Genomic DNA, 26,837 nt, shown 5'->3' with positions numbered 1-26,837 from the left:
GGAGCGAAGCATCCGGAGACTTGTCAGCCGCTCGAACGATCCGTTCCGTCGGGCCCGGTTTCGCTTCGGTGCATCGCGTGATGGAATGCCAGATTTTTGTCAGAGAACTGTTAACGGTGTTAACAGTTGTGGACACTGTGGATAACTCGGCCGATCTCATGCTGCGTAAGGGAACTACACACCTGTGAGTTGTTGGCCGAACGTGAATTGATGAGGATCGTTGGAATGACGCGAAAGTTGTGAGGTCCAGCGGTCTCCACAGGCCCGCCCTCGTCATCCACAACTCGGGTCGAGTTGTCCCCAGTTATCCACAGATCCACCAGGAGTTGTGGAGAATGTCCACGCCCGGCGCGCCGACTTCCGGTGGGCCCTAGCGGGAGCCCTGCTTGATGCGGGTGGTCAACTCGGTGACCTGGTTGTAGATCGAACGCCTCTCGGCGATGAGCTGCGCGATCTTCTTGTGCGCGTACATCACGGTGGTGTGATCCCGACCGCCGAACAGCTGACCGATCTTCGGCAGCGAGAGAGGGGTGAGCTCCCGGCAGAGATACATCGCGATCTGGCGGGCCGTGGCGATCTGCTGAGCGCGGGACGGCCCGTAGAGCTCGTCGATCGAGAGGTCGAAGTAGTCGGCCGTGCGGCTGATGATGTCCGAGGGCTGCACCTCGTTGTCCTCGTCGAGCGTGATGAGATCCTTGAGCACCGTCTGCACGAGCGTCATGTCGATGCGCTGCTGATTCAGGCTCGCGAAGGCCGTCACGCGGATGAGGGTGCCCTCGAGCTCCCGGATGTTGGAGGTGAACTTCGAGGCGATGAACTCCAGGATGCTGTCGTCGATCTCGAGGCTCTCCCGCTGGGCCTTCTTGCGCAGGATCGCGATCCTGGTCTCGAGGTCGGGAACCTGGATGTCGGTGAGCAGCCCCCACTCGAAGCGCGAGAGCATGCGCTCCTCGAATCCGCGCAGCTGCTTCGGCTGCACGTCGCTCGTGATCACGACCTGCTTGTTGTGGTCGTGCAGGGTGTTGAAGGTGTGGAAGAACGCCTCCTGCGTCTCCGCCTTGCCCTCCAGGAACTGGATGTCGTCGACGAGCAGCAGATCGACGCTGCGATACCGCGTGTGAAAGGCCGCACCCTGGTTGTTGGCGATCGAGTTGATGAAGTCGTTCGTGAAGTCCTCGGAGCTTACGTAGCGGACCCGGATCTCGGAGAAGAGCTCCCGGGCGTAGTGGCCGATCGCGTGCAGCAGGTGGGTCTTGCCGAGACCGGAATCGCCGTAGATGAAGAGCGGGTTGTAGGCGCGGGCCGGGGCCTCCGCGACCGCCACGGCGGCCGCGTGGGCGAAGCGGTTCGACTGACCGATGACGAAGCTGTCGAACCGGTACTTCTCGTTCAGGCGGCTGTCGGCCTCGTCCGAGGCGCGATGGCGAGCGAGAGGCTCGTTGACCGGCCGGACCGCCTCGGCGTGGAGCGGCTCGTGCACCGGCGCATGCTGCGCGGGCGACGACTTCAGGTCGCCGGGGTCGGGATCGATCGAGGGCTGCACGTCGGGATCCACGAGGACGATGAAGTTCTCGATCTCCTGGGCTTCCGGGATCTGCGCGATGGCGGACATGATCGACGGACGCAGCTGACCCTCGAGGAGCTTGAGCGTGAACTCGTTCTGCACGGCGAGGTACAGCATGCCGGCTCCCACGCCGCGCGGGACGGCGAGAGCGAGCTGGGCGCCCTTCGCCGGGCCGACAGCCGGGTTCGCCATCACGGCCCGGGTGGCCTCTGCCCACACCCGCTCTACTTCGTCCTCGGTCAATTGCCCATCCCGGCTTCGTTCTGCGTGGTCGTCTTCGAGATGTTATCCCCAACCTCATCCACAGAGAAAATCGCCGAAACGCCTGTGTTTACCAGCGATCTCCGAGCCGAGGGGAACCTCTGCGCCCACGTTAGCCACAGTTTTGTCCACAGGCAAGTCCCACGATTCGAAGCGGCTGGGCGACCACGAGGCGCCCACCGCATACACGGCGAGACGCGGCGTGACGCGGCGTGGCGGAGCAGGCGGGAGCGCGGATCCGCCCATCGCGCTGCGGCGTGCGGACCCGTGCGCTGCGGCGCTCGTACATTGACGAGAAGCCGTTTTGCGCGTAGAGTAAATACCTTGTATGGGCGGCAGCCGCTCTGGTGCACCGCATCAGCGCGCGCTGCGGGACGGCGCGGGGCGTTGTTCCTCGTGCAACACACGCTGCCCAGATCCGACTTCCCTGGTCGCCCCGAGCGTCAGGGATCAATTCCCATAAGTCACGGAGTCATCACTATGAGCAAGCGCACGTTCCAGCCCAACAACCGCCGTCGCGCCAAGGTGCACGGTTTCCGCGCCCGCATGCGCACCCGCGCCGGCCGCGCCATCATCGCTGCGCGTCGCGGCAAGGGCCGCTCGAAGCTCACCGCGTAATCCTCCCGGATCCCGTCGTGCCCGCGAGGCAGCATCGAGTCACGCGGGGTGACGACTACCGGCGCATCGTGCGAACCGGACGCCGCGTGGGCGGTGCGTACTGCATCACCCACGCGGTTTCGCGTATCCAGGGCGAGCCCGCCAGGTTCGGGTTCATCGTCTCCAAGGCGATCGGCAACGCCGTGACCCGCAACCTGATCCGGCGCAGGATGAAGACCGTCGCCGATCGCCGGCTCGCCGACGGGCTGAGCGGGGTCGACATCGTCTTCCGGGCCCTCCCCGCCATCGCAGACGCCCCGTTCGGCGAACTCGAGCGCGAACTGAACCGCGCGATCGACCGGGCCTGCCGCCCCTCGGCCGAGGGGCGGTCGTCGCGATGAGGCCCGCAGCCGGAGCCGCTCCCGCCGCGGTGCGCGCGCCTCGGGGGATCCTCGAGGGCCTAGCTCTGGAGGCCTGGCTGCTTCCGCGCAACGCGGCCATCGCGGTGATGCTGGTCTACCGACGTGTGATCTCACCGCTCTACGGCCAGGTGTGCAGGTATCATCCATCGTGTTCCCGGTACTCTCTAGAGGCGTACCAGCAGCGAGGTCTCGTCCTCGGTCTCGTCCTGACCGCGTGGCGACTGCTGCGCTGCAATCCCTTCAGCGCCGGCGGTGTGGATGACGTGCCGCCTCAGCGCCGCCCGCGTTTCATGATCAACTCCCGCGGTTTCGTCCGCCCCGTCCCCCGAAAGGCCTGACCGCCATGATGGCATTCTTCGAGACCATACTCTGGCCGCTGCGCTGGCTCGTCGAGCTCGTGCTGTGGGCGTGGCACTGGCTCTTCACCACGCTGGGGATGGACGCGGACTCCGGCCTCACCTGGGTGCTCTCGATCATCGGCCTGGTGATCGTGGTGCGCTCCGCCCTCATCCCGGTCACCGTGCGGCAGATCAAGTCGCAGCGCCGCATGATGGATCTCGCGCCCGAGATGAAGAAGATCCAGGCGAAGTACAAGGGCAAGAGCGACCAGTTCTCGCGCGAGGCGATGAGCCGCGAGACCATGGCGCTCTACAAGAAGCACGGCACCAACCCGTTCGCCTCGTGCCTGCCGATCCTGATCCAGATGCCCATCTTCTTCTCGCTGTTCTACGTGCTGCGCCACGCGGCGGAGAACACCACGGGCATCGGCTTCATGACGGCGGATCTGACGCAGAGCTTCAACGCCGCCTCGCTCTTCGGCGCGCCGCTGAAGATGACCTTCACCCAGGGCTGGGAGTCGGGTCAGTGGACGGTCGTGATCCTGCTCGGGATCATCGTGGTGCTGATGATCGGGTCGCAGTTCTTCACGCAGCTGCAGATCATGTCGAAGAACGTGTCGGACGAGACGAAGAACTCGCCGATGTACCGTCAGCAGAAGATCCTGCTCTACATCATCCCCTTCGCCTTCCTCTTCTCGGGCGTCGCCTTCCCCCTCGCGCTCAACATCTACTGGTTCACCTCGAACCTCTGGACCATGGGACAGCAGTTCATCGTCATCCAGAACATGCCGACCCCCGGCAGCGAGGCGTGGCGGGCGCGCCAGGCCAGGCTGAAGGCCAAGGGTAAGCTGACCGATGAAGAAGAGGCCGAGATCGACCGGATCGAGGGCAAGAAGGCCCAGCAGGGTCAGCGGCAGCAGCCCGTCAGCGCGAAGCGCGCCAAGAAGAAGAAAAAGTGAGGATGCCGTGAGCACCGAACGCGTTGTGACGAACCAGGCGACCGAGGAGCTGACGCTCGAGGAGCTCGAGGCGGAGGGCGACCTCGCCGCGGACTACATCGAGGGGCTCCTCGACATCGCCGATCTCGACGGGGATCTCGACATCGACGTGGCCAACGGCCGCGCCTACGTCTCCATCACCGGCGGCGGCGAGGATCTCGACCGCCTCGCGGCTCCCGATACCGTGCAGGCGATGCAGGATCTGACCCGTCTGGCGGTGCAGGGCAAGACGGGCCGTTTCTCCCGCCTCATCCTGGACGTCGCGGGATCCCGGGACGCTCGCGCCGCGCAGCTGCGGCAGATGGTCGACTCCGCGGTCGCTCAGATCGCAGCGGGCCGCGATCGCGTCGCCCTCGAGCCGATGTCCTCCTACGAGCGCAAGCTCGTGCACGATCTGGTGGCCGAGCGCGGTTACCACTCCGAGTCGACCGGCGAGGGTCGGGATCGGCGTCTGGTCATCAGCCAGGCCTGATCCAGCCGCGCCTCACCGACGCGCTGTTTCACGTGAAACGTCCTCGCTCGAAAGGGAAGCCTCGTGGTTGAATCCACCGCCGCCGTGGAGGCGGAGCCCGCGGCCGCGGCCGAGCTCGCGGGGCCGAGGATCGACGTGCTGCGGAGTTTCGCCGACGATCTCGGTCGGCGCGGTGAAGAGCTCGGCCTCATCGGTCCGTTGGAGCCGCCGCGTCTCTGGACGAGGCATCTCCTCAACAGCGCCGTTCTCGCCCCGCTGATCCGCGACGGAGCGAGGGTGGCCGACATCGGCACCGGCGGGGGAATGCCGGGGTTGGTGCTCGCGATCGTGCGGCCCGACGCGCGTTTCCTGCTGATCGAGCCGATGGAACGCCGATGCAACTGGCTGAACGAGCAGATCGAGCGGCTGCGGCTCGACAACGTCGAGGTGCGTCGAGGCCGTGCGGAGGAATTCCACGGGGCGTTCGAGGTCGACCAGGTGACCGCGCGAGCGGTCACGGCCCTCCGCAAGCTGCTGCCGCTCACCGCTCCCCTGCTCCGGGACGGCGGCGAGATGCTGTTCCTCAAGGGAACCTCCGTCGAGAACGAGATCGCCGCCGCGGAGAAGACGCTGCGGAAGCACCGGGTCAGCGACGTCTCGGTCGAAGAGCTCGGCGGCGGTCTGCTCTCCGAGACCACCCGAGTGCTCCGGGCCAGGGTGCGCGCCTAGCCCCAGGGCCTCAGGGTGTGCCGTGTCGGTGGTCAGGTCGTAAAGTAGAACGAGGTCCGGACGATGTCGCGGACCAGCGCGGCGACCCGAGCGGCCGCCGCGGCGAGAGCACGTGAGAAGACACCGAGTACAGGCACGAGGAGCCCATGACTGAAGCCGAGAAGACGCTGGTGGGCGACCACCTGGCGGACAAGGTCCGCCGTCGTCGCCGGCTCGAACAGACGGTCTCCAGCCTCCCCGAGCAGACCCGGATCATCACGGTCTCCAATCAGAAGGGCGGCGTCGGCAAGACCACGACCACCGTCAATCTCGCGTCGGCGCTCGCGCGCCGCGGCGCCACGGTGCTCGTGATCGACCTCGACCCCCAGGGCAACGCCTCGACCGCGCTCGGCGTCATGCACCGACCGGAGGTGACGAGCGTCTACGACGTTCTGCTCGGCGACAGCAGTCTCGAGGACGCCCTCCAGCCGACGACGGATCACGAGCGCCTCTTCTGCGTGCCCTCCACGATCAACCTCGCCGGTGCGGAGATCGAGCTCGTCTCGCTCGTCGCCCGCGAGCAGCGGCTCCGTACGGCGGTCGAGACCTTCCTGCGCGAGTCCGATCGCACGTACCACTACGTCTTCATCGACTGCCCTCCCTCCCTCGGCCTTCTCACGGTGAACGCGTTCGTGGCCGCGCAAGAGGTGCTGATCCCGATCCAGTGCGAGTACTACGCCCTCGAGGGCCTGAGTCAGCTGCTCGGCAACATCCAGCTGATCCAGAAGCACCTCAACCCGACGCTGCGAGTCTCGACGATCATGCTGACCATGTACGACGCGCGCACCAATCTCGCGCAGGAGGTGGCGCACGAGGTGCGTGCCCACTTCCCCACAGAGGTGCTGAACGCCGTGATCCCGAGATCCGTCCGGATCTCCGAGGCGCCGAGCTACGGCCAGACCGTGCACGCCTACGACGCCGCCTCGATCGGCGCCCTCGCCTATCTCGAGGCGGCAGCCGAGATCGCCGAGCGCAGCCCCGACGGCGCGGAATCGCCGGAGAAGGCCGAGGCGGCCGGCGGCTTCGCGACCGCGACCGACACCCCCACCACTGAAGGAGCATGACGATGGCGACGAAGAAGCGGAGCGGCCTCGGGCGCGGCATCGGAGCGCTCATCCCTCAGACCTCCACGAGCGGCGAGCGCCCGGTCGACGTGTTCTTCCCGGCGAACGGCGGCGCCCCCGCAACCGGGGCGGCGGCATCGGTCGTGGCCGAGGCGGAGGCGGAGGCCGCCGCGGCGGGCGTCGCCGACGCTGCTGAGACGCGGGCCGCCGGATCGGGACCGGCCGAAGACGCCGATGCCGGCGGCGACGAGGAGCTCCGCGAGGTTCCCGGCGCGACGCTGACCCGGCTCGACGTGGACGACATCGTTCCCAACCGCGTGCAGCCGCGCACCGAGTTCGACGAGGAGGCGCTCGAGGAGCTCACGCACAGTGTGCGGGAGTTCGGCGTGTTCCAGCCGATCGTCGTCCGCCCGCTGGAACCCGCTCCGGCCGAGGGAGAGCCGCGCTACGAGCTGATCATGGGCGAGCGCCGCCTCCGGGCGAGCAAGCGCGCGGGCCTCGAGACGATCCCCGCGATCGTCCGCAGCACCGCTGACGAGAACATGCTCCGCGACGCGCTGCTCGAGAACCTGCACCGGGCCGAGCTCAACCCCCTCGAAGAGGCGTCCGCCTACCAGCAGCTCCTCTCCGACTTCGGCATCACCCAGGAGCAGCTCGCGGCCCGCATCGGACGTTCGCGTCCCCAGATCTCCAACACGATCCGCCTGCTCCGTCTGCCCGAGCCCGTCCAGGCCCGCGTGGCCGCCGGCGTGCTCTCGGCGGGGCACGCGCGCGCGATCCTGTCGCTCGACGGCGATGTCGAGGCCATGCAGGGCCTCGCCGAGAAGATCGTCAACGAGGGGCTCTCGGTGCGCGCTGCGGAGGCCGCCGCGAACGAGGCGCCGAAGCGCAAGCTGCCCAGGCCCCGCGCCGGCGGTCGGCAGGCGCAGCTCAACGAGATCGCCGAGCGCCTCGGCGATCGCTTCGACACCCGGGTCAACGTCAAGCTCGGAGCGAAGAAGGGGCAGATCATCATCGACTTCGCGACCATCCAGGATCTCAAGCGGATCCTCGCCGAGCTCGACGACCCCGGTTTCGCGTAGGTCGAAGGTCCCGAGAGGGGCGCGTTCCTCGAGAGGCCGCGTTCCTCGAAATCGATCGTTGGTCGCCGAGGCCGACCGCTTCGGCGTCACCGAAGCGGTCGGCCTCGGCGCCGCGATGGCGTGCGGCTCTCCGCGCAGGCCCCTCTTCCACAGCTGTGGTTGAATGAGCACCATGGATCAGGGCACCGTGGCTCGGAGAACGCTGGCGTTCACGCCGATACTCCTCCTGCTCGGAGGATGCTCGGTCGCCCCGGCCCCAGACGTCGAGCCGGCCGAGCGAGATGCGGGAGCCGCCCAGGAGAGCCTCGACACCACCTCACCGGAGACGCGGGTCGAGCCGAGGGGAGAGTTCCCGGAAGGCCCAGCCCCCGCCCCCTGGCAACCGGGGGATCCCGCCCCGGCTTCGATCCCGCAGCGTCTGTTCGAGGAGAGCGATGTGGACCCTGCCTCGCTGCATCGTGTGGGTCACGCCTCGGGTGTCGAGGTGTGGGCCGCGACACGAGCGGTCGATGGCAGTCCGTGCGGGATCTGGGTTCCCACGGGAGGATACGGGACCGCGTTCAGGTGTCAGGATGCCGACGACTTCGCGGCGCACGGCATGGGACTCGTCGGCAATCTGCGGGACGAGACGCGCGGCGAGTATTCGGTCGACGTCTATCTGCTGCCGGAGGACGCGAGGGCCGGCGGTATGGAGATCAGCGGGTTCCACAGCGTCGGAGAGCGGCTGCTCATCAGGAGAGCACCGGCGGTCACCTCGCGAATCGAGGTACCCGTGCGGGATGGATCCCGAACGATCGTGGTGCAGGTCATGGGATGAGACCGGCGCTCTGCCGGCGGCCGGGTCCGACGTTCGACGGGCCGGTGGTTTCGTGATTGACTGGCGTCATGGACGATGAGGTGAAGGTGGTTTCCGCCGAACGAGTGATCGCAGCGAGCCCGGAGGCCGTCTTCGAGCTCATCGCGGATCCCGAGCAGCAGCCGCGCTGGGACGGGAACGACAATCTGGCGGCCGCGGAACCGGGGCAGCGCGTGCGCGGAGTCGGCGACGTCTTCACGATGCGGCTCACGATGGGCGAGGACCGCGAGAACCACGTCGTCGAGTTCGAGGAGGGCCGGCGCATCGCGTGGCTTCCGGCGCCGGCGGGGGCGGAGACGCCCGGGCACCTGTGGAGATGGGAGCTCGCCCCCCTCGCCGACGGCCGCACCCTCGTCAGGCACACCTACGACTGGCGCGGGCTCACCGATCCCGACCGCGTGAGCACGGCGCGGGCGACCACGGAGTCATCGCTCCACGCCTCGATCGATCGTCTCGCCGCCCTCGCCGAGCAGGGGTGAGGCTCCGCTTTCGCTCGGGACGATCTTCCCGAGCCAAAGCGGCGGGGTGCTCCGGGCCGGGCGCGCATCGGGGCCGCGTGGCGCGACGCAGGAGCGACGCGCGAGGGTCCCCGTCTCAGCGCCCCGCCGGATGCACCCCGCCGCGGGAGGGAGACGAACGGACTAGATGATCCCGTTCAGGTGCTCCTCGATCATGGGCTTCGGCATCGCGCCGATGATCTCGCGCACCTCTTCCCCGTTCTTGAAGACCTTCATGGCGGGGATCGACGTGATGCGGTACTGAGCGGCGAGGCCGGGGTTCTCATCGACGTTGACCTTCGCGATGCGGAGCTTGCCCTGCTGCTCGGCGGCGATCTGGTCGAGCACGGGCGCGACGGCGCGGCACGGACCGCACCAGGCGGCCCAGAAATCGACGAGCACGGGCACGTCGCTCTGCAGCACCTCCTGGGCGAAGGTGTCCTCGGTGACGATGGTGGCTTCTGACATGGTGTTCACTCCTTGGGGATGTTGCCCGGTCGCGGCCGGGACGTAGCGGTTCGGGGCGCCCTCCGAGAGGGCGGTCAGACGCCAACGGCGACGGCCGCGTTCCGGCGCTCTGCGGCTGCGGCGAGGTAGTGCTCGGCGTCGAGGGCTGCGACGGTGCCCGAGCCGGCGGCCGTGATCGCCTGCCGGTAGGTGGGGTCGACGACGTCCCCGGCGGCGAACACGCCCGGCACCGAGGTGCGCGACGAGCGCCCCTCGACGGCCACGGTCCCCTCCTCGGTGAGGTCGAGGATGCCGTGGACGAGGTGCGTGCGGGGGTCGTTGCCGATGGCGATGAAGAGCCCCTCGATCCCGAGCTCGCTCTCGGCGCCGTCGACGGTGCTGCGCAGCGTCAGCCCGGTGACCTCGTTCTCACCGTGGATCGCGGCGACCTCCGAGTTCCAGACGAACTCGATCTTCTCGTTGTCGAAGGCGCGCTGCTGCATGATCTTCGACGCCTTGAGCTCGTCGCGGCGGTGGATCACGTACACCTTCGAGGCGAAGCGCGTGAGGAACGTCGCCTCCTCCATCGCCGAGTCGCCGCCGCCGACGACGGCGATCGTCTTGTCGCGGAAGAAGAAGCCGTCGCAGGTGGCGCACCACGAGACGCCGTGGCCCGACAGGCGATCCTCGTCCGGGATCCCGAGCTTGCGGTAGGCGGAGCCCGTGGCGAAGATCACGGCGTGCGCCTCGTGCACTCTGCCGTCGCCCGTGGTGACGCGCTTCACGTCGCCCTCGAGGTCGAGTGCGGTGACGTCGTCGTAGACGACCTTCGTGCCGAAGCGCTCGGCCTGCGCCTGGATCTTCTCCATCAGCTCGGGCCCCTGGATCCCCTCGGGGAATCCGGGGAAGTTCTCCACGTCGGTCGTGTTCATCAGCTCGCCGCCCGGCTCGACCGAGCTGGCGAACAGCACCGGTTCGAGGCCGGCGCGCGCGGCGTAGATACCGGCGGTGAGGGCCGCGGGGCCGGAGCCGATGATGATGATCTGATGCATGTCACTCCTTGAGGACGGGCGCGTCGGCGATTGGGTACGGAGGCTACAACCCATCCTAGGGTCGGCTCATTCCCGTTCCCTCGGCGTCCGCGGCTGGTCCGGCGGGCTCTCGGAGGCGCCGCGAGCTAGCCCGCGGCGGTCGCGGGGTCGCGCGGGGATGCGGGATCCTCCGGAGACGGCGGATCCTCCTCCGTGTGCCCCGTGCGGCCGCGGTGCCTGATGCTGCGCCAGATGCCGAAGCCGAGCAGGAGGGCCGCAGCGCCGCCGAGGGTCCACAGCGCGATCGACTCGACCGCGCTGCTGATCGAAAGGGGCACGAGCGCCGATGCGAAGCGGTGCTCGCCCGATGCGTCGGCGAGCGAGATGAGCAGACCGGAGTCGCCCGAGGAGACGCGGCTGTGCACCGGCACGAGCACGGTCTGGCTGCCGTCGGCCGGCACACGGGTCGCCTCGACGCTCGGCTCCTGCACGGTGACGGCCGCGGATGCGGGCGCGACCTCGGCGGTCACGATCGCGTCGAAGGGCAGCGAGTTGCGCACCTGCACGGGCACGTGCGACGAGGTGCCCACGAGCTGCGTGTGCTCGGTGCTGATGACGCGCACCCCCTCGAGGAGCTCGTCGTCCCGGTTGCCGAACCGCTCGGCGACGCGCGAGAAGTCGACGTCGGCGTAGCGCGTGGACAGCAGCTGGAGCAGGCGCGCCCGCTGGTACCCGGTGAGATACGAGGGCTCCTCGAGCACCGGTGCGAGATCCGCGACCTGCTGCTCGCGGCCGAGCGCGCTGCGCAGCAGCTCTCGGCGGTCCTCCAGGGTGGCGCCGGATTTCAGAGAGGCGGTCCCCTCGCTCTGATCCGCCGCGGCGACGGGCTCCACCCAGTCGAAGGAGCCGAGCTGGGTGAGGATGAGCGCGGGGTCCTCCGCCTCGGCGATGGCGGCGCGGTCGATCGACACCGCGAGTCCCGGCACGCGCTCCTCGGCGGCCAGTGCGAGCCGTGCGGAGGCCTCGGCGAGCCCCGCCTCGCGCTCCGCCTCCGTCGGCGCCTCGACGGCGATGCGGATCGCGTCGTCGACGACGGCGTCGGTGATGAGGCCGTCGAAGCCGTTCACGCGCGCCCGGGGGCCGCCGGCGTGGGTCACGTTCTCCGAGCTCAGCACGACCGCCTCGGTGCCACTGTCGCGCAGCAGCTGCAGCGTGGCGTCGTCGACCTCCCCGGCGGCGGGCCAGGCGGTGGGCGTGCCCGTCGGCCAGTCGAGGAGCTCCTCGAGGGAGGGGAGCGCCTCGTCGGGATCCGGGCTCTCGCCGCCCTCGTCGGTCGGCTCCTCCGCGGTCCCCTCCCCGTCGGCGCCCGGCGCATCGGCCTCGCCGGCGCTCTCGGAGCCGTCCGAGCCCTCGCGCGAGCGCTCTCCGGATCCGGTGCCCTCGGACCCGGCGCCCTCCGAGCGGGTCTCCTCGTCCGGTCCGGTCTCTCCGGAATCAACCCCCTCGCCCGCACCGTCGCCGGTCTCCGACTCCGCCGCGGGGAACGATCCGAAGCGGGTGACGAAGTCGAGGTTCTCCGGCTGCAGCAGCTCGTCGAGGCCGAGCGCGGCCTGGGCTGCGGGATCGGCGTCGGCGAACTGCAGGAGGAAGACGGGGAGCCGGCTCTCCCGGAGGCGCTCGAGCAGGCGGGTGGCGGATTCCGGGGCCTCGGCGCCGTAGGCGCGGACGCCGGCGATGATGCGCGGGTCGAGCGCGATCGTGGAGCGCTCCCTGATGGCGGCGTCGAGCAGCGAGTCGAGGCGCGGCGCCAGATCCTCGAGCTGGGGCCGCGTCGGCATCGTGCGCACCTCCTCGGGCAGCACGAACGGGACAACGCTGCTGAGACGGAGCCGGTCGTCGGTGCCGGGGCCCCGCCAGACCAGCGGCGAGACGGCCTGGGCGAGCATCTCGGGGGCGGCCTCGTCCGCGTCGTCGCCCGGCGCCGGAGTCACGCCCGGATCCTGCCCCTCGGACGCGGCCGAGAGGGTGGCGCGCATTAGATACACGCCCGCCGGGTCGCTGATGGTGAGGGGCAGATCCTCGCGGGAGACGGGCAGCGTGAGGTGCTGCTCCTCCCCCGCCTCGATCTCGCGGATCTCCACGCTGCCGACCCGTCGCACCATGTCGGGGAACTCGGCGTCCAGTTCGTCGGCGCCGGTGATGCGCTGGGGCCGGATCTCGATGTCCACCGTGCCGGCCGGCAGCGCCTCCTCGCCGGCGTTGCGCACCAGGACGTTGAACTCGTAGTCGTCGGCGCCCTCCTCGAGCACGGCGTCCGCCGGGGAGACGACGAGCTGGGGCGCACCCTCCGCGGCCGCATCGACCTCTGCGGCCTCGGCGATCCGCGGGGTCTGCGCGGCGACCGCCTCGCCCGCGCCCGCGTGGTCCGCGGCGAGCAGCACGCCGGCCACGAGCGCCGCGAGTGCGGTACGGCCGAATCGGCGCGCGATCTGCGGCGCCGGACGACGGCGTGCGGACGGACGGGGCATGGGGCCAGTTTAGGAGCCCGGCGGGCCGCTACCCTGGAAGGATGCGTCCGATCGCCGAGTCCATGGCCGCCCTCGCCGCCATCGCCGAGTCCCCCGCCGTGCACTCGCTCGCCGAGGCCTTCGCGGCTGAGGGGCACGAGTTCGCCCTGGTCGGCGGCCCCGTGCGCGACGCCCTGCTCGGCCGCGCCGTCACGGACCTTGACTTCACGACCTCGGCGAGGCCCGACGAGACGCGGGAGATCCTGGACCGCCTGACGAAGAACGTGTGGGACGTGGGCCGCGACTTCGGCACCATCGCGGCCAGGCTGCACGACGAGACCGTCGAGATCACCACATACCGCGCCGAGGTCTACCGTGAGCACTCCCGGAAGCCCGAGGTCAGCTACGGCGACACGATCGAGGGGGATCTCGTGCGCCGCGACTTCACCATCAACGCGCTCGCCCTGATGCTGCCCGAGATGCGACTCGTCGACGTCGGTTCGGCGTCGGGCAACGGCGGCGGCGTCGACGACCTGCTGGCCGGCCGCATCCGGACGCCCGGGTCGGCGGAGAGCTCCTTCACCGACGACCCGCTGCGCATGCTGCGCGCCGCGCGGTTCGCGGCGCAGCTCGGCTTCGCGGTGGTCCCCGAGACGCAGGAGGCGATGGTCGAGTTCGCCGACAGGCTCGGGATCGTCTCCGCCGAGCGGATCCGCGACGAGTTCGTGAAGCTGCTCTCGGCGGACGACCCGGTGCCGGGGATCCGGCTGCTCGTCGAGACGGGCCTCGCTGAGCTCTTCCTGCCGGAGCTCACGGCGCTGGTCGCCACGCAGGACGACCACGGCCGCCACAAGGACGTCTACGAGCACAGCCTGACGGTGCTGCAGCAGGCCATCGCGCTCGAGCGCTCGAGGCGCCCGGGCGAGGCGCCCGACGTGGTGCTGAGGATCGCGGCCCTGCTGCACGACATCGGCAAGCCGGCGACCCGGCGCTTCGAGCGCGGCGGCGTCACCTTCCACCACCACGACGTGGTCGGCGCGAAGCTCGCCAAGAAGCGCCTGCGCGAGCTGCGCTTCGACAACGACACGGTGAAGCGCGTCGCGCGCCTCATCGAGCTGCACCTTCGCTTCTTCGGGTACAGCGACCAGCAGTGGACGGACTCGGCGGTGCGGCGCTACGTGCGCGACGCCGGTTCCGAGCTCGAGCGCCTGCACATCCTCACGCGAGCCGACGTCACGACCCGCAACCGCCGCAAGGCCGAGCGGCTCGAGCACGCGTACGACGACATCGAGCGCAGGATCGCAGAGCTCTCCGAGGCCGAGGAGCTCGCGGCGGTGCGGCCCGAGCTCGACGGCCAGCGGATCATGGAGCTGCTCGGCATCGGCCCAGGGCCGGAGGTGGGCCGGGCCTACCGGTTCCTGCTGGAGCTGCGGCTCGACGAGGGGCCGATCGGCGAGGAGGCCGCCGTCGAGCGCCTGCGGGAGTGGTGGGCGAGCGAAGGCGGAGGCGGAGCCTCTGCCGCGAGCCCAGCGCCGCCACTGCGGCGGCCCACGGAGCGAAGCGAGGGGTAGGGCGAGCGGAGGCGGAGGCGGAGCCTCTGCCGCGAGCCCAGCGCCGCCACTGCGGCGGCCCACGGAGCGAAGCGAGGGGTAGGGCGAGCGGAGGCGGAGTGCCCTCCGTATTCGGATGAGAGCCGTGTTTCGGATGATTTCGGGTGAATTCATCCGAAATACGGGAGAGAGCCGAATCATGGGACGGTGAGAGGAAGGCGAGTGACAGATATGAGCGGTCGGGATCCTGAGACCTGGTTCGGCGGTGCGCCGCGTGTGCTGTTCGTGCATGCGCATCCGGACGACGAGACGATCGCGACGGGGGGCACGCTCGCGGCGCTCGCCGCCGCGGGCCGGGAACCGCTGCTCGTGACGCTGACCCGCGGCGAGCGGGGCGAGGTCGTGGCGGGGCCGCTCTCCGCCCTCGCCGGCGCGCACGGGCTTCCGGTGGTGCGCCAGAACGAGCTGAAGACCGCGCTCGGCATGCTCGGCGTGGAGCGCCACGCGTTCCTCGGGGCCCCGCCCGCGCGCGTCGAGGGGCTGCCGCCCACCATCTACGAGGACTCGGGGATGGCGTGGGGCGAGGACGGCCGCGCGACCGCGGGAGACGACGCGGGCGAGGACGCGCTCACCCGTGTGCCCGCCGTCGAGGCGCTGAACGATCTGCTGGCCGCAGCGAACGAGGCCGGGGCCGGGGCGGTGGTCAGCTATGACGACGGGGGCGGCTACGGCCACCCTGATCACGTTCACGCGCACCGCCTGGCTCGCGCCGTCGCGCACGCGCTCGATCTCCCCTTCTGGGCGATCGTGCCCTCGGGCGGGTCCGCGGAATCCGCGGGACCTGCGGGAGCCGAGGGGTACGAGGCGCACGACGTCGAGCCCTGGCTCGACCGGAAGGTGGCGGCGCTGCGCGCTCACGGCACGCAGCTCGTGGTCGACGGGGACGACATCGTCCACGTCGGCGGGCAGCGGGAGCCCGTCGGCCGGGTGGAGGCGTTCCGCCTGCTCGATCCCGCCGCCTGATCCCCTCACCCGCTCTCCGCCCGCATCCGTCGCGAACCTCCGTGGCTGCATCGAAACTGCGCGGGTTTCGATGCCATCACGGAGGTTCGGTGCGACGGAGCATCTCCGGGTCGCGGCGGTCGTCGATATGCCCGGCGCCTCTCGCGGAATCGCGCGGAGATGTTAGTATGGACAGGTTGTCCGGGCTCAGCGCACTCTGCGCGCGGTGCGGGCACGATGCACAAACACCCTCCTGCCACAGAAATCCTGTGGCCGTGAAGTCCGAAGGAGGTGGGTCAGTAATGCATCCGTACGAACTCATGGTCATCCTCGATCCCGGTATCGACGAGCGCACGGTGGCCCCCAGCATGGACAAGTTCCTCGGGGTCATCCGCAACGCGGGCGGCGAGATCGAGAACGTGGACATCTGGGGCAAGCGCCGTCTCGCCTACGAGATCAAGAAGCAGTCCGAGGGCATCTACGTCGTGGTGAACTTCACGGCGAGCTCCGAGGCCACCGACGAGCTCGACCGCCAGCTGGGCCTCAGCGAGGCCGTGCTGCGCACGAAGGTGCTCCGCGCCGACGAGCTCATCGCCCAGCGCGCCGCTCAGTCGAAGCGCGACCAGGCCAAGGCCGCCCGCGCGGCCGCGAAGCAGGGCGCCTAGTCCATGGCCGGCGAGCCGCTCATCACCGTGGTCGGCAACCTCGTTGCCGACCCCGAGCCGCGTGTCAGCCAGGCGGGCAAGTCGTGGGTGACCTTTAGGATCGCCTCGACGCCGCGCGTGCGCGACCGTCAGTCCGGTGATTGGTCGGACGGCGAGGCGCTCTTCCTCGGCTGCCGCGCCTTCGGCGAGTACGCCGACAACATCGCGAGCTCCCTCACCAAGGGGATGCGCGTGATCGTGCAGGGCCGGCTGACGCAGCGCAGCTACACCGACAACCAGGGCCAGCAGCGCACCTCCCTCGACCTCGAGGTCGAAGAGGTCGGGCCGACCCTCCGCTGGGCCTCCGCCCAGGTGACCCGCGGTCAGTCGCGCGGTCAGGTCGGCGGCTTCGGCGGCTCGGGAGCTCCCGCAGGCCAGTCCAGCTGGGGTCAGCCCGCAGCTCCTCAGGGGAACCGGGGGAACGACAACCCCTGGACGAACTCCGGGCAGGGCGCGGGCAACGACTTCGGCGGCGGTTTCGACGACGAGCAACCCTTCTAGACAACTTCTCGCCCTCGTCTGCACGGGGGCACATCACGAAAAGAGACCAGTAAATGGCAGGCAAGTCCAGCGGCGCAGGCCGCAAGCCGGGCCGCGGCAAGAACGCGAAGGCCGCCGCGCCCGCGAAGAAGCAGACCGTCGGCGTCATCGACTACAAGGATGTCGCGACGCTCCGCAAGTTCATCTCTGAGCGCGGCAAGATCCGCGCCCGCCGCATCACCGGCGTGTCAGTGCAGGAGCAGCGACTGATCGCGAAGGCCGTGAAGAACGCCCGCGAGATGGCTCTCCTCCCCTACGCCGGTTCCGGCCGCTAAGGAGTTAGAGAATCATGGCGAAGGTAATTCTCACGAATGAGGTTCAGGGCCTCGGTTCCGCGGGCGACGTGGTCGATGTCAAGAACGGCTACGCGCGCAACTACCTGGTCCCCCAGGGCTACGGCGTGCACTGGACCCGCGGCGGCGAGGCCCAGGTGGCCCAGCTCCGCGCGGCTCGCGAGGCTCGCGCCCTGGCTTCGGCCGAGGACGCGCAGGCGCTGAAGGCGAAGCTGCAGGAGGGCAAGATCCGCGTGTTCGCGAAGACCGGCAACGGCGGGCGCCTCTTCGGCTCCATCAAGCCGGCCAGCGTCGCCGCCGCGGTCTCCGAGGCGGGCATCGGCGAGATCGACAAGCGCAAGATCACGCTCCCGGCCATCAAGTCGACGGGCGAGTACACCGCGACGATCCACCTGCACGAGGGTGTCGACGCAGAGGTCACCCTCCAGGTGATCGCCCAGCGCTAGTCGCTACCGCTCGCGGGGCGGTGGTTCCTTCGGGAGCCACCGCCCTTTTGCGTGTTCCGACGCGCTTCGCCCGTCGTTCACGCGCCGGGCGCCTCGCAACGGCTCTGAGCGGGCGTTTCCCGGCCCTGCGACGGTGGATAACCGGCCCGGTCGGAGGGATTTCACGGGTGTAGTTCTCCACAGGAGTCGCCTGGGAGGGAGCTTCAACCCTCACCTTAAGGTTGAATAACTTCACAAGCAGAATCCCGATAAAGGCCTGGTCAGGGCGCATTTCCCACTTCAGTTTCCACTTCTGTCCACACGTTATCCCCAGTTTTGTGAATAACTCGCCGGATGAATCCACGAGTTTTCCACCAAGTTATCCACAGGCTGATTTGACGACGTTTGGCGAGGTCGCCAGACGGCCCTACCGTGAATGTCAGTAGTCGGGTGTCTGATCGGTGAACGACCCCGTCGCACCCCTCGAGAAGGAGTTACCGAGTGTCCATCGCTCACCTGGGCATCCCCGATCTGCAGGCCGAGGATCCCGCGCGCGGCCACGAGCGCACCCCGCCGTACGATCTGCTCGCCGAGCAGAGCGCCCTGGGCGGCATGCTCCTGTCGAAGGACGCCGTGGCCGACGTCACCGGCCTCCTCAAGGGCAACGACTTCTACGTGCCGAAGCACGAGGTGATCTACGAGGCGGTGCTCGCGCTCTACTCCCGCGGCGAGCCCACGGACGTCATCACCGTCACCGACGAGCTGACGAAGACGGGCGATCTCCAGCGGGCCGGCGGCGCGGAGTACCTGCACACCGTCACGAGCATCGTGCCGACGGCGGCCAATGCCAGCTTCTACGCGGAGATCGTCGCCGAGAAGGCGCTGCTGCGCCGCCTCGTCGAGGCGGGCACGCGCATCGTGCAGATGGGCTACGCGGGCGAGGGCGAGGCGATCGACCTCGTGAACGTGGCCCAGTCCGAGATCTACGGCGTCACGGGCGCGGCCCAGACCGAGGACTACGTGCCGCTGGTCGACGCGGTCGGCGCCGCCGTGCAGGAGATCGAGAAGGCCCAGATGTCGCAGGACGGCATGATGGGCGTGCCCACCGGCTTCTCGGAGCTCGACGAGAAGACGAACGGCTTCGCGGGCGGCCAGATGATCATCGTCGCGGCGCGTCCCGCGATGGGCAAGTCGACGCTCGCCCTCGACATCGCGCGGCACGCCTCGGTGCACGCGGAGGCCGCGACCGTGTTCTTCTCGCTCGAGATGGGTCGGGCCGAGATCGCGATGCGCCTGCTCGCGGCCGAGGCCACGATCCCGATGCAGACGCTGCGCAAGGGTGCACTGGATCAGCGCGACTGGGCGAAGCTCGCGGCCACGACCAACCGCGTCAACGAGGCGCCCCTGTTCATCGACGACAGCCCGAACCTGACGCTGGTGGAGATCCGCGCGAAGTGCCGGCGGCTGAAGCAGCAGCACAACCTCCGCATGGTCGTGATCGACTACCTGCAGCTGCTCTCGAGCGGCAAGAAGTCCGAGAGCCGCCAGCAGGAGGTCAGCGAGTTCTCGCGCGCGCTCAAGCTGCTCTCGAAGGAGCTCGACGTGCCCGTGGTTGCGCTCTCGCAGCTGAACCGAGCCTCCGAGCAGCGCGCCGACAAGATGCCGGCCATCAGCGACCTCCGCGAGTCGGGCTCGCTCGAGCAGGACGCCGACATGGTGATCCTGCTGCACCGCGAGGCGGCGGGCGACCGCGACAATCCGCGGGCCGGCGAGGCCGATCTGATCCTCGCGAAGCAGCGCAACGGCCCCACCGGCACCGTGACGGTCGCCTTCCAGGGCCACTACTCGCGCTTCCAGGACATGCCGAGCGGCATGTAGCCGAGCGGCGCGCGGGCGGGGCGCTCCGGCTCGCCCCGGTGAGCGAGTTCGCAGCGGCGAAGGGTAGACTCGGAGAGGCGAAGAAAGGGGTTCGGACGTCATGGTGTCTTCCGAGAGCACTGCAGGGCGTTCGACGCACCCGGATTCCCCTCGCGGCGCGAAGCTTACCCGCGCCCTCCTCCTCCTCGCGGCGGGCCTCGTCATCGCCTTCACCGCGACCATGCACGAGCAGGTCGGCTTCGACCGGGCCATCGTCGGGATCTCCCTCGGCGCGATCGCCGCCGCGCACCTGCACGCCTGGATCGTGGCGGGCAGCGGTCGGCGCGACGCCGTGACCCTGCTGCTCGCCCTCGCCGCCCTCGTCTCGGCCCTGATGCTCACGACGCTGCAGACGCCCATCGCCTTCGCCGTGCTGGTCGCGGCCTGGGCGCTGTGCAGCGGGGTGCTCGAGTTCCTCGGCACGACGCTGCAGCTGCGGGATCGCCGCGACTCGATCCTCATGGGCGCCACCGGTCTCCTGCTGGCGCTCCTCGTGATCCTGGTCCGCGAAGACCAGGTCGCCGTGGTCGGCTTCTTCGGCGCGTACGGGATCGTCGCGGGCGTGTTCCTCGGCATCTCGGCCTTCGACGGCCGCGCCGTCCGCGCGGAGCAGCGAGCGGACGAGGCGATCGATCCCGCCGCCGCTCCGCAGAGCTGACCCAGACTTCAATCCGATCCGACGAGAGCACAACATGACCGAGCCCACACCGCCCGCCGACGCCGAGCAGAACCCCGTGACGCCGTCGCGCCGGGATCGCCTGCGCCCGCTCGAGCTGCTCGGCTTCTCGGGCGTGCTCGCCGTGTTCGCGGGCCTGGTCGTGCTCATGACCACGCGGGACATCGTGCTGGCCGCCGTGTTCGCTGGAGCGGGCTTCATCGTGAGCGTCATGATGGTCGCGCTCGTGGGTCTCGGCAAGAAGCCCAGCGCAGAGGACCTCGAGGCTCGGAAGGATCTCCGGGGGCCCGACGACGGCACGAACTGGCACTGACCGGATCGAGCCCGGCGCGCCCGCTCAGTCGTCGGGGTCGGCGGGATCGATGGGTGCGTGGTGGTCGAAGGCGACCATGCCCCGCTTCCAGTAGCCGCTGATCGCGTACTGCTCACGGGGCAGCCCGAGTTCGTACTTCAGCAGCTTCCGCAGCGGGATCAAGCGCCCCGCCTCGCCCGAGGCGACCACGAAGGTGCCCTCGTCGACGCCGAAGTCGCGCACCGCCCCTCCCAGATCGCCGAAGACCTCGTACACCTCGGCCGCCCGGCCGCTCAGCTCCCTCAGATAGGCGTCGGCCCAATCGAGGTCGGCCGGGTGGAGGTCGGCGAGCACCTCCACGGTCGTACCCTCCGGCGCCTGCGCGATCCAGCGAGCCGCCGAGGGCAGGGCACTCGCGTCGGCCACGCACAGGATCCGGTCGGCCGCCGCCGGCACGCCGCGCGAGCCGCGGGGGCCCACCGCGACGAGTCGGTCGCCGGCCGCTGCGGCCTCGGCCCACGCGGACGCGGGGCCGGGATCCGGGTGCCGCAGGAAGTCGACGTCGACGAGGGTGCCGTCGCTCTCGGGGTCCACCCGCACGTTCAGCGGCGTGAAGTCACGGGCGAACATGGGCGCCTCGGGCCTCACGATGCCGTCCTCGCCCGGCCCCGCCGGAGCGGGCGCGACGAGTTCCCCCGTGATGGGGTGCGGGAAGAAGAGGCGCACGTGATCGCCCGGCCCGGTGGAGACGAAGTCGTGCAGCTCCGGACCGGAGAAGGTGACGCGGATGAACGCGTCGACCGGCCGGGCGGTCTCGGCCACGTGCACCTCGCGCGCGGTGAAGCGGTGGCGACGCCCGGCCCGCGCGAAGCGGTCGCGGGGCTGCGGATCCTGCTCGGACATGGGACGTCCTCTCTTCGGTGTTGTCAGTCTCGTGGGCGATCGCGGTGCGGCCGGGCGGGGGCGCGTCGCGCGGATCCGGCACGGTCGAGATCTCGCGACGCGGCCCCCTGCGCGGCGATGACGCCCCGGACCTAACGCTTGAGGTAGTCGACGAGCCGCACGGCGTCGCCGATGTACGTCGAGGGGGTGAGGGCGAGCAGCCGACGCTTCGCCTCTTCCCCGATCTCGAGGCCGCCCACGAACTCGACGAGCTCGGCCTGGCCGATCCGGCGATCCCGGGTCAGCTCCTTGAGCACGGCGTACGGATCGGCGATGGTCGAGCGGCCCGCCGTCACCTCGGCGCGGATGACGGTCTGGATCGCCTCCCCCAGCACCTCCCAGTTGGCGTCGAGGTCCGCGGCGAGCACCTCGGGCGCCGCGTCGATCTGGCCGAGCCCGCGGCGGATGTTGTCGAGCGCGAGCACCGAGTGGCCCAGGCCGACGCCGATGTTGCGCTGCGCCGAGGAGTCGGTGAGGTCGCGCTGCCAGCGGCTCGTCACGAGCGTGGCCGCGAGGGAGTCGAGGATCGCGTTCGAGAGCTCGAGGTTGGCCTCGGCGTTCTCGAAGCGGATCGGGTTGACCTTGTGCGGCATGGTCGAGGAGCCCGTGGCGCCCTTGACGGGGATCTGGCGGAAGTAGCCGATGGAGATGTAGCTCCAGATGTCGGTCGCCAGATTGTGCAGGATCCGGTTGGCGTGGGCGACGCGGGTGTAGAGCTCCGCCTGCCAGTCGTGCGACTCGATCTGGGTGGTGAGCGGATTCCAGTCGAGGCCGAGGCCCTCGACGAACTCCTGGGACACCCGCGTCCAGTCGGTGTCGGGATCGGCCGCGAGGTGCGCGGCGAAGGTGCCGGTCGCCCCCGAGAACTTGCCGAGGTACTCGATATCGTCGATCTGGTTCAGCTGGCGCTCGAGGCGGTGCACGAACACCGCGAGCTCCTTGCCGAGCGTGGTCGGCGTGGCGGGCTGGCCGTGCGTGCGGCTCATCATCGGCAGCTCGCGGTACTGCTCGGCCTGGCGCGCGATCTCGGAGATCACGGTCTCGAAGGCCGGTCGCCAGACCTGCTGGATCGCCTGCTTGACGGTGAGGGCGTACGAGAGGTTGTTGATGTCTTCGCTGGTGCAGCAGACGTGCGTGAGCTCGGAGACGGCGTCGAGACCCTGCCGCGACAGCTGCTCGCGCACGAGGTACTCGACGGCCTTCACATCGTGCTGCGTCGTCGCCTCGATCTCGGCGAGCCGGTCGATCTCGGCCTGCCCGAACCCGGCCGCCCAGGCGCGGAGCTCGGCGAGCTGCGACTGGTCGAGGGGCGTCGCCCCCAGCAGCGAGTGGGAGGTCAGGTAGGCGAGCCACTCGACCTCGACGTGCACGCGAGCCTTGTTGAGCCCCGCCTCCGAGAGGAAGTCGCCGAGGGGCGAGACGGGGGCGCGGTAGCGTCCGTCGAGGGGGCTGATGGGCTGCGGGGGCAGTGTCGTCATGTGCGGGTCTCCGGAGTGTCGGGGGCGGATCGCGGGCCGCTGTCCATTCTCCCATGCTCCCGCCCGGGCAGGCCGGGGGCGGGAGACGTTACTCGTAGCTCTCCCGGAACACCTCGAGATGCATCCACGAGGTCACGCTGCCGACGTCGTCGAGCATCCGGATCTCATCCAGCACGGTGTGGAGCGCGTGCGGTGTCGCCCCCGAGAGCGTCATCACGATGTCGAAGTGCCCCACCGAACGGGCGACGAACTCGACCGCGGGGATCGCGCACAGCGCCTCGACGAGTCCGTGGCCCTCGCCGCACAGTCTGAGGCTGGCTCCGAGCTGCATGCGCGGGGTGACCCCCGGCTCCTGCAGCTCGCAGGTGATCCGAAGCCTTCCGCTGTCCGTCAGCCGTTTCACCCGCGCACGGATCGCGCCGATCGACAGCCCGACCTCGCGGCTGAGCTCGCGGTAGGGCATCCTGCCGTCGGTGCGCAGCAGCGAGATGATGCGGGTGTCGTGGTCATCGGGGGTGTGAAAGGCGCTTGCGTCGGTGTCTCCGCCCGTGCCTCCGCCCGTGTCGAACCGGCTCTTATGGATCTGGAGCAGCTGCGAGTTCACGGTCTCGCGCACGCCGGGCAGCGCGCGGATGCGCATCAGGAGGTCTGACAGATGGTCGTCGTCCTCCGCGCTCACCTCGACGACGACGTCGCAGTTGCCGGCCACCGAGGTGATGAACGTCGTCTCGCGGAAGGCGCGCAGCCCCTCGATCACCGGGGCCACCGAGCCGTCGACCCAGATGAGCACGTCGCAGAATGTTCGGATGCCGAGCAGCGCCGGATGGACATTGGCGATGATGCGCATCTCCCCGCTGTCCAGCAGCGCGTGCATGCGCTCCTGCACGCGGCGGCGCGGCAGCTGCAGGCGGCGGGCCAGCTCGCTGACGGAGAGGCGCCCATTGTCGCGCAGTGCATTGATGAGTGCTCCGTCGAACTCCATCGTCATCGCCCTTCGTCACCGATTCGTTATAAAGAATCTTCAGTTGGGAAGTGAGCAGTTTTACAGTATAGGAGCCTGTGAAGCACGTCAATTGTGTTCTATCTGGTCCATTCTGCGAAAAATGACGCGACTGAGCCAGGATCACTGCATCTATGCTCTCGACGGCGGTGTCCTCCGCCTCTACTGTTGAGTCGTCGCCCCGGTCCTGCTCGGGGCGATCGATACCCGAAGGAGGGCCCGTGGACGTCACCGCCGAATCACCGCCCCTGCTCGACGCGCGGAATCTGCACAAGAGCTACGGCGACAAGGCCGTGCTGCGCGGCGTCGATCTCTCCATCCGACCGGGCCAGGTCAAGGCGATGCTCGGCCCCAGCGGTTCGGGGAAGTCGACGACCCTGCGACTCATCAACCTGCTCGAGCGGGCCGATGCGGGCACCATCGAGATCGACGGAAAGCAGCTGGGCTTCACGGGAAGAGCCGACGCGCCCCGCCCCGCGCCCGAGCGCATCCTCGCCAAGCAGCGTCAGGTCGTCGGCATGGTGTTCCAGCAGTTCAACCTGTTCCCGCACCTGAACGCGGTCAGGAACGTCATGAGCGGGCTCACCACCGTGCGCCGCGCCTCGCACAAGGAGGCCGAGGAGCGAGCGGTGATGATGCTCGAGCGCGTGGGTCTCGGCGCCCACGCCCACAAGTACCCCTCGGAGCTCTCGGGCGGTCAGCAGCAGCGTGTCGCGATCGCCCGCGCTCTCGTGATGGATCCGAAGCTCATGCTCTTCGACGAGCCGACCAGCGCGCTCGATCCGGAGCTCGTCGGCGAGGTGCTCCGGGTGATGGAGGATCTCGCCCGCGAGGGCATGACCATGCTCGTGGTCACCCATGAGACCCGTTTCGCGCGGCGGGTGGCCGACGAGGTGGTGCTCTTCGACGAGGGCGTCATCGTCGAGCAGCAGGAGCCCGAGGGCTTCTTCGAGAACCCGCGGAACAAGCGCACGAAGGAGTTCCTCCGCCATGTGCACTGATCTGCCCGGCGTCGCCGAGTACGTCACCTGCCGACCGGACGACCTCACCGCCGCAGGAGAGGCCATCCGGATCCGCGGCATACGAGGTTCCGAGGTCTTCATGGCCGACCTCAAAACGCGGACGCTGCCGCTCGCCGACGACGAGGAGGAGCGCGCCGAGCTGCTCGCGCGACTCCGCGCCGCGAAGACCCGCCGGATCCACGCCTCGTACTGGGCCGCACCGACGGCCTTCGTCGGCAACGTCGGATTCGGCGAGCTGGTGGGACGGTTCGCCGGACTCGAGCAGCTGCGCGAGTACTTCGGCGATCTCACCGGCGAGCACATGTTCTCGCGCTGGCGCGACGAGTACGCGCTCGCCCGCGATCTCGGAGCCGACGCCTACGTCTTCCACCTCATCGACTACATGCCGGTCGACGGGGCCTGGGAGTTCACGGTCGACCGCCGGGTCGTCCTCGACGCCATGATCGTCCTCGTGCAGCGGTTCCTGCGAGTGCTGGACGATCACGGGCTCGTCGACGAGGATTCGCCGATCATCGAGCTCGAGAACGCAGGTTGGGGCCTCGAGTTCGGCGCCCAGACCGCCGACGACTTCGCTGAGGTGCTCGCGCGGGTCTACGACCGGACGGGGCGTCTGCGCATCGGGTGGGATCTCAACCATCTGCTGCACGCGACGGGCACCTCCGGCGGACGCGGGGCGTTCCTCCTGCCCGAGGCCGAGCTGACCCCCTCGATGCGCGAGATCGAGGAGCAGGCGGATGGCGACATCGAGGTGCTCTCCGCCATGTGGATCAGGCGGAACGTGCTCGATGCGCGACTCGTCGACCGGGTCTCGGCGATCCACCTCTCCGACTGCACCCCCAAGGATTTCGAGTACTTCCGCAACGGCGTGCTCGATGAGGCGTACGCGGTGGAGGGCGGCCGGGAGGCCCAGCAGGAGGAGGGGCTCCGCATCGTCCTCGACCACTACGACAACCATGTGCCGCTGGGGGACGGGGTGCTCGGCGGTTCCGACGTCCGCGACATGCTCGCGAGCATCGCCGAGCGGCACGAGCTCATGCTGCTGCACGAGCTGAAGAACTCGAGCGATGTGTGGGCCGAGCTGGACCGTCAGCGAGCCGGGCTGCTCGGCTCCGGCTGAAGGCGGCGCCGGGTGGGCCGCGCCGACCGACGCGCTCGTTGCCCGGCAGCACGAGAGGCGCTCACCGCACTGAAACCAGAAGGAATCGAAGGAGATACCATGCAACACCGCAAGAAGGCACTGCTCGGCATCGCCGCGGTCTCCGCGCTGACCGCCACCCTGGTGGCCTGCAGCTCGGGAGCTGACGAGGCCGGCGATGGAGAGGGCCCTGCCGGGCTCAACAACCCCGAAGTGCTCAACGCCTGCGTCGCACTGAGCTACGAACCGCTCGAGTACTACGAGAACGGGACGAGCGGCGAGGTGATCGGCTGGGACGTCGACGGCGTGCGCGAGGTCGGGAAGCTGCTCGGAGTCGAGACCAAGGTCAACGTCATGGACTTCGACGGCCTGATCCCGGGGCTGCAGGCCGGCAAGTGCGACGTCGCCTGGTCGGGCATGTACGTCAACGAGGAGCGCACGCAGGTCGCCGACGCCGTTCCGGTGCTGCGGACGGGCACCCAGGCGGTGCTGCGGAACGAGATCGCCGAGAAGGTCGCGGAGCCCCTCGACCTCTGCGGTCTCAAGCTCGCCGCGCAGACCGGGACCGAGGACGAATCCCACGTGAAGGAGGTCAGCGAGCAGTGCGTCGCTGAGGGGAAGCCGGAGATCGAGGTCACCGGCTACCCGGGATCGGTCGATGCGATTCCCGCGATCCGCAGCGGCAAGCTCGACGGGCTCGTGGACACCACGGTGCTCGCCGCCACGCTCGGTATGAAGAACGACGACCTCACCCCGGTCCCGGGGCTCTTCCCCGCCGACTACTGGTTCGGGGCCTACACCGACAAGGGCAGCGAGTTCTCGCCCGTGTTCGAGGAGGCCGTTCACACGCTCATCGAGAACGGAACCCTCCAGGAGCTCGCCGAGGAGTACGGACTGAACCCCGACGACGTCGCCGAGGTGGACACCCAGGCGCTGTAACCGATCGGGTGCCCCGTGCGGAAGCGCGGGGCACCCCCC

At 69.3% G+C, this 26,837-nt stretch carries 29 protein-coding genes; 22 read left to right on the top strand and 7 right to left on the bottom strand.

The window, feature by feature from the left end; all coding sequences use genetic code 11:
* Positions 1 to 370: 370 nt before the first annotated feature.
* On the bottom strand, positions 371 to 1,807 hold the full coding sequence (dnaA, locus tag JD276_RS06750; protein WP_200114901.1) for a chromosomal replication initiator protein DnaA: 1,437 nt from the start codon (positions 1,805 to 1,807) through the stop codon (positions 371 to 373).
* A gap of 498 nt (positions 1,808 to 2,305) precedes the next feature.
* Here dnaA and rpmH point away from each other — a divergent pair, with 498 nt between their 5' ends.
* The 10 genes from rpmH to JD276_RS06700 all read left to right on the top strand — a co-directional run bounded on the left by rpmH (position 2,306) and on the right by JD276_RS06700 (position 8,880).
* Positions 2,306 to 2,443: a 50S ribosomal protein L34 gene (gene rpmH, locus JD276_RS06745; protein ID WP_200114900.1), complete on the top strand. Its 138-nt coding sequence runs from the start codon at positions 2,306 to 2,308 to the stop codon at positions 2,441 to 2,443.
* A gap of 17 nt (positions 2,444 to 2,460) precedes the next feature.
* On the top strand, positions 2,461 to 2,823 hold the full coding sequence (gene rnpA / locus JD276_RS06740; RefSeq protein WP_200114899.1) for a ribonuclease P protein component: 363 nt from the start codon (positions 2,461 to 2,463) through the stop codon (positions 2,821 to 2,823).
* Positions 2,820 to 3,182: a membrane protein insertion efficiency factor YidD gene (gene yidD, locus JD276_RS06735; protein ID WP_200114898.1), complete on the top strand. Its 363-nt coding sequence runs from the start codon at positions 2,820 to 2,822 to the stop codon at positions 3,180 to 3,182. The genes rnpA and yidD overlap by 4 nt, the downstream gene beginning before the upstream one ends.
* 8 nt (positions 3,183 to 3,190) lie before the next feature.
* Positions 3,191 to 4,141 carry a membrane protein insertase YidC gene (gene yidC, locus JD276_RS06730; RefSeq protein WP_200114917.1) on the top strand — a complete coding sequence of 317 codons (951 nt, stop codon included), beginning with the start codon at positions 3,191 to 3,193 and terminating at the stop codon, positions 4,139 to 4,141.
* Positions 4,142 to 4,148: 7 nt separating this feature from the next.
* On the top strand, positions 4,149 to 4,652 hold the full coding sequence (locus JD276_RS06725; RefSeq protein WP_307866492.1) for a Jag family protein: 504 nt from the start codon (positions 4,149 to 4,151) through the stop codon (positions 4,650 to 4,652).
* 63 nt (positions 4,653 to 4,715) lie between these two features.
* Positions 4,716 to 5,360 carry a 16S rRNA (guanine(527)-N(7))-methyltransferase RsmG gene (gene rsmG / locus JD276_RS06720; RefSeq protein WP_200114896.1) on the top strand — a complete coding sequence of 215 codons (645 nt, stop codon included), beginning with the start codon at positions 4,716 to 4,718 and terminating at the stop codon, positions 5,358 to 5,360.
* Between the two features lie 146 nt (positions 5,361 to 5,506).
* Entirely contained in the window at positions 5,507 to 6,463 is a 957-nt protein-coding gene (locus JD276_RS06715; RefSeq protein ID WP_200114895.1) for a ParA family protein, read from the top strand.
* A gap of 2 nt (positions 6,464 to 6,465) precedes the next feature.
* Positions 6,466 to 7,545, top strand: coding sequence for a ParB/RepB/Spo0J family partition protein (locus JD276_RS06710; RefSeq protein ID WP_200114894.1), 1,080 nt, complete (start codon positions 6,466 to 6,468; stop codon positions 7,543 to 7,545).
* A gap of 172 nt (positions 7,546 to 7,717) precedes the next feature.
* On the top strand, positions 7,718 to 8,362 hold the full coding sequence (locus JD276_RS06705) for a hypothetical protein (RefSeq protein ID WP_200114893.1): 645 nt from the start codon (positions 7,718 to 7,720) through the stop codon (positions 8,360 to 8,362).
* Positions 8,363 to 8,430: 68 nt separating this feature from the next.
* Positions 8,431 to 8,880 (top strand): SRPBCC family protein, encoded by a 450-nt coding sequence (locus JD276_RS06700; protein ID WP_200114892.1) that lies wholly within the window; start codon positions 8,431 to 8,433, stop codon positions 8,878 to 8,880.
* Between the two features lie 162 nt (positions 8,881 to 9,042).
* Here the strand turns inward: JD276_RS06700 and trxA are convergent, their stop codons facing one another.
* The 3 genes from trxA to JD276_RS06685 all read right to left on the bottom strand — a co-directional run bounded on the left by trxA (position 9,043) and on the right by JD276_RS06685 (position 12,904).
* Entirely contained in the window at positions 9,043 to 9,444 is a 402-nt protein-coding gene (trxA, locus tag JD276_RS06695; protein ID WP_200114916.1) for a thioredoxin, read from the bottom strand.
* Complete coding sequence (gene trxB / locus JD276_RS06690) at positions 9,441 to 10,397, bottom strand: thioredoxin-disulfide reductase (protein ID WP_200114891.1); 957 nt, start codon at positions 10,395 to 10,397, stop codon at positions 9,441 to 9,443. Before trxB ends, trxA begins: the two co-directional genes overlap by 4 nt.
* 125 nt (positions 10,398 to 10,522) lie before the next feature.
* Positions 10,523 to 12,904 (bottom strand): DUF6049 family protein, encoded by a 2,382-nt coding sequence (locus tag JD276_RS06685; protein ID WP_200114890.1) that lies wholly within the window; start codon positions 12,902 to 12,904, stop codon positions 10,523 to 10,525.
* 41 nt (positions 12,905 to 12,945) lie between these two features.
* On the opposite strand from JD276_RS06685, the gene JD276_RS06680 reads away from it, so the two are divergent.
* The 9 genes from JD276_RS06680 (at position 12,946) to JD276_RS06640 (ending at position 20,303) form a co-directional block, all read left to right on the top strand.
* Positions 12,946 to 14,454 (top strand): CCA tRNA nucleotidyltransferase, encoded by a 1,509-nt coding sequence (locus JD276_RS06680; RefSeq protein WP_200114889.1) that lies wholly within the window; start codon positions 12,946 to 12,948, stop codon positions 14,452 to 14,454.
* Positions 14,455 to 14,664: 210 nt separating this feature from the next.
* A complete protein-coding gene (locus JD276_RS06675) occupies positions 14,665 to 15,456 on the top strand; it encodes a PIG-L family deacetylase (protein WP_200114915.1) in 792 nt (263 codons plus the stop codon).
* Positions 15,457 to 15,737: 281 nt separating this feature from the next.
* Entirely contained in the window at positions 15,738 to 16,100 is a 363-nt protein-coding gene (rpsF, locus tag JD276_RS06670) for a 30S ribosomal protein S6 (RefSeq protein WP_200114888.1), read from the top strand.
* 3 nt (positions 16,101 to 16,103) lie between these two features.
* Positions 16,104 to 16,640: a single-stranded DNA-binding protein gene (ssb, locus tag JD276_RS06665; RefSeq protein ID WP_200114887.1), complete on the top strand. Its 537-nt coding sequence runs from the start codon at positions 16,104 to 16,106 to the stop codon at positions 16,638 to 16,640.
* 53 nt (positions 16,641 to 16,693) lie between these two features.
* Positions 16,694 to 16,954 (top strand): 30S ribosomal protein S18, encoded by a 261-nt coding sequence (gene rpsR / locus JD276_RS06660; RefSeq protein WP_200114886.1) that lies wholly within the window; start codon positions 16,694 to 16,696, stop codon positions 16,952 to 16,954.
* 14 nt (positions 16,955 to 16,968) lie between these two features.
* Positions 16,969 to 17,418 carry a 50S ribosomal protein L9 gene (rplI, locus tag JD276_RS06655; protein ID WP_200114885.1) on the top strand — a complete coding sequence of 150 codons (450 nt, stop codon included), beginning with the start codon at positions 16,969 to 16,971 and terminating at the stop codon, positions 17,416 to 17,418.
* A gap of 480 nt (positions 17,419 to 17,898) precedes the next feature.
* Positions 17,899 to 19,275 (top strand): replicative DNA helicase, encoded by a 1,377-nt coding sequence (gene dnaB / locus JD276_RS06650; RefSeq protein ID WP_200114884.1) that lies wholly within the window; start codon positions 17,899 to 17,901, stop codon positions 19,273 to 19,275.
* Positions 19,276 to 19,375: 100 nt separating this feature from the next.
* A complete protein-coding gene (locus JD276_RS06645; RefSeq protein WP_200114883.1) occupies positions 19,376 to 19,972 on the top strand; it encodes a hypothetical protein in 597 nt (198 codons plus the stop codon).
* Between the two features lie 34 nt (positions 19,973 to 20,006).
* Entirely contained in the window at positions 20,007 to 20,303 is a 297-nt protein-coding gene (locus JD276_RS06640; RefSeq protein WP_200114882.1) for an ABC transporter ATP-binding protein, read from the top strand.
* Between the two features lie 24 nt (positions 20,304 to 20,327).
* Here the strand turns inward: JD276_RS06640 and JD276_RS06635 are convergent, their stop codons facing one another.
* From JD276_RS06635 to JD276_RS06625, 3 genes are all read right to left on the bottom strand, one after another.
* Complete coding sequence (locus JD276_RS06635) at positions 20,328 to 21,185, bottom strand: siderophore-interacting protein (protein WP_200114881.1); 858 nt, start codon at positions 21,183 to 21,185, stop codon at positions 20,328 to 20,330.
* A gap of 131 nt (positions 21,186 to 21,316) precedes the next feature.
* Positions 21,317 to 22,702 carry an adenylosuccinate lyase gene (purB, locus tag JD276_RS06630; protein ID WP_200114880.1) on the bottom strand — a complete coding sequence of 462 codons (1,386 nt, stop codon included), beginning with the start codon at positions 22,700 to 22,702 and terminating at the stop codon, positions 21,317 to 21,319.
* An 88-nt stretch (positions 22,703 to 22,790) separates the two neighbouring features.
* Entirely contained in the window at positions 22,791 to 23,684 is an 894-nt protein-coding gene (locus JD276_RS06625) for an Lrp/AsnC family transcriptional regulator (protein ID WP_200114879.1), read from the bottom strand.
* A 239-nt stretch (positions 23,685 to 23,923) separates the two neighbouring features.
* Between JD276_RS06625 and JD276_RS06620 the strand changes: the two genes are divergently transcribed.
* The 3 genes from JD276_RS06620 (at position 23,924) to JD276_RS06610 (ending at position 26,798) form a co-directional block, all read left to right on the top strand.
* Positions 23,924 to 24,703 carry an amino acid ABC transporter ATP-binding protein gene (locus JD276_RS06620; RefSeq protein ID WP_307866491.1) on the top strand — a complete coding sequence of 260 codons (780 nt, stop codon included), beginning with the start codon at positions 23,924 to 23,926 and terminating at the stop codon, positions 24,701 to 24,703.
* Positions 24,693 to 25,841, top strand: a complete 1,149-nt coding sequence (locus JD276_RS06615; RefSeq protein ID WP_200114878.1) for a TIM barrel protein — start codon at positions 24,693 to 24,695, stop codon at positions 25,839 to 25,841. The genes JD276_RS06620 and JD276_RS06615 overlap by 11 nt, the downstream gene beginning before the upstream one ends.
* A 99-nt stretch (positions 25,842 to 25,940) precedes the next feature.
* Positions 25,941 to 26,798: a transporter substrate-binding domain-containing protein gene (locus tag JD276_RS06610; RefSeq protein WP_200114877.1), complete on the top strand. Its 858-nt coding sequence runs from the start codon at positions 25,941 to 25,943 to the stop codon at positions 26,796 to 26,798.
* Positions 26,799 to 26,837 lie beyond the last annotated feature (39 nt).

Origin of the sequence: Leucobacter chromiisoli (assembly GCF_016522505.1) — a bacterium.
GTDB lineage: Bacteria > Actinomycetota > Actinomycetes > Actinomycetales > Microbacteriaceae > Leucobacter > Leucobacter chromiisoli.
This window is presented reverse-complemented; position numbering and strand designations above follow the sequence as displayed.

Coding starts and splice junctions, on each gene's coding strand:
- rpmH (WP_200114900.1), top strand. CDS start 2,306: ATGAGCAAGCGCACGTTCCAGCCCAACAACCGCCGTCGCGCCAAGGTG.
- yidD (WP_200114898.1), top strand. CDS start 2,820: ATGAGGCCCGCAGCCGGAGCCGCTCCCGCCGCGGTGCGCGCGCCTCGG.
- yidC (WP_200114917.1), top strand. CDS start 3,191: ATGGCATTCTTCGAGACCATACTCTGGCCGCTGCGCTGGCTCGTCGAG.
- JD276_RS06715 (WP_200114895.1), top strand. CDS start 5,507: ATGACTGAAGCCGAGAAGACGCTGGTGGGCGACCACCTGGCGGACAAG.
- JD276_RS06710 (WP_200114894.1), top strand. CDS start 6,466: ATGGCGACGAAGAAGCGGAGCGGCCTCGGGCGCGGCATCGGAGCGCTC.
- JD276_RS06705 (WP_200114893.1), top strand. CDS start 7,718: ATGGATCAGGGCACCGTGGCTCGGAGAACGCTGGCGTTCACGCCGATA.
- JD276_RS06700 (WP_200114892.1), top strand. CDS start 8,431: ATGGACGATGAGGTGAAGGTGGTTTCCGCCGAACGAGTGATCGCAGCG.
- trxB (WP_200114891.1), bottom strand. CDS start 10,397: ATGCATCAGATCATCATCATCGGCTCCGGCCCCGCGGCCCTCACCGCC.
- JD276_RS06685 (WP_200114890.1), bottom strand. CDS start 12,904: ATGCCCCGTCCGTCCGCACGCCGTCGTCCGGCGCCGCAGATCGCGCGC.
- JD276_RS06680 (WP_200114889.1), top strand. CDS start 12,946: ATGCGTCCGATCGCCGAGTCCATGGCCGCCCTCGCCGCCATCGCCGAG.
- JD276_RS06675 (WP_200114915.1), top strand. CDS start 14,665: ATGAGCGGTCGGGATCCTGAGACCTGGTTCGGCGGTGCGCCGCGTGTG.
- rpsF (WP_200114888.1), top strand. CDS start 15,738: ATGCATCCGTACGAACTCATGGTCATCCTCGATCCCGGTATCGACGAG.
- ssb (WP_200114887.1), top strand. CDS start 16,104: ATGGCCGGCGAGCCGCTCATCACCGTGGTCGGCAACCTCGTTGCCGAC.
- rpsR (WP_200114886.1), top strand. CDS start 16,694: ATGGCAGGCAAGTCCAGCGGCGCAGGCCGCAAGCCGGGCCGCGGCAAG.
- rplI (WP_200114885.1), top strand. CDS start 16,969: ATGGCGAAGGTAATTCTCACGAATGAGGTTCAGGGCCTCGGTTCCGCG.
- JD276_RS06645 (WP_200114883.1), top strand. CDS start 19,376: ATGGTGTCTTCCGAGAGCACTGCAGGGCGTTCGACGCACCCGGATTCC.
- JD276_RS06640 (WP_200114882.1), top strand. CDS start 20,007: ATGACCGAGCCCACACCGCCCGCCGACGCCGAGCAGAACCCCGTGACG.
- JD276_RS06635 (WP_200114881.1), bottom strand. CDS start 21,185: ATGTCCGAGCAGGATCCGCAGCCCCGCGACCGCTTCGCGCGGGCCGGG.
- purB (WP_200114880.1), bottom strand. CDS start 22,702: ATGACGACACTGCCCCCGCAGCCCATCAGCCCCCTCGACGGACGCTAC.
- JD276_RS06625 (WP_200114879.1), bottom strand. CDS start 23,684: ATGGAGTTCGACGGAGCACTCATCAATGCACTGCGCGACAATGGGCGC.
- JD276_RS06615 (WP_200114878.1), top strand. CDS start 24,693: ATGTGCACTGATCTGCCCGGCGTCGCCGAGTACGTCACCTGCCGACCG.
- JD276_RS06610 (WP_200114877.1), top strand. CDS start 25,941: ATGCAACACCGCAAGAAGGCACTGCTCGGCATCGCCGCGGTCTCCGCG.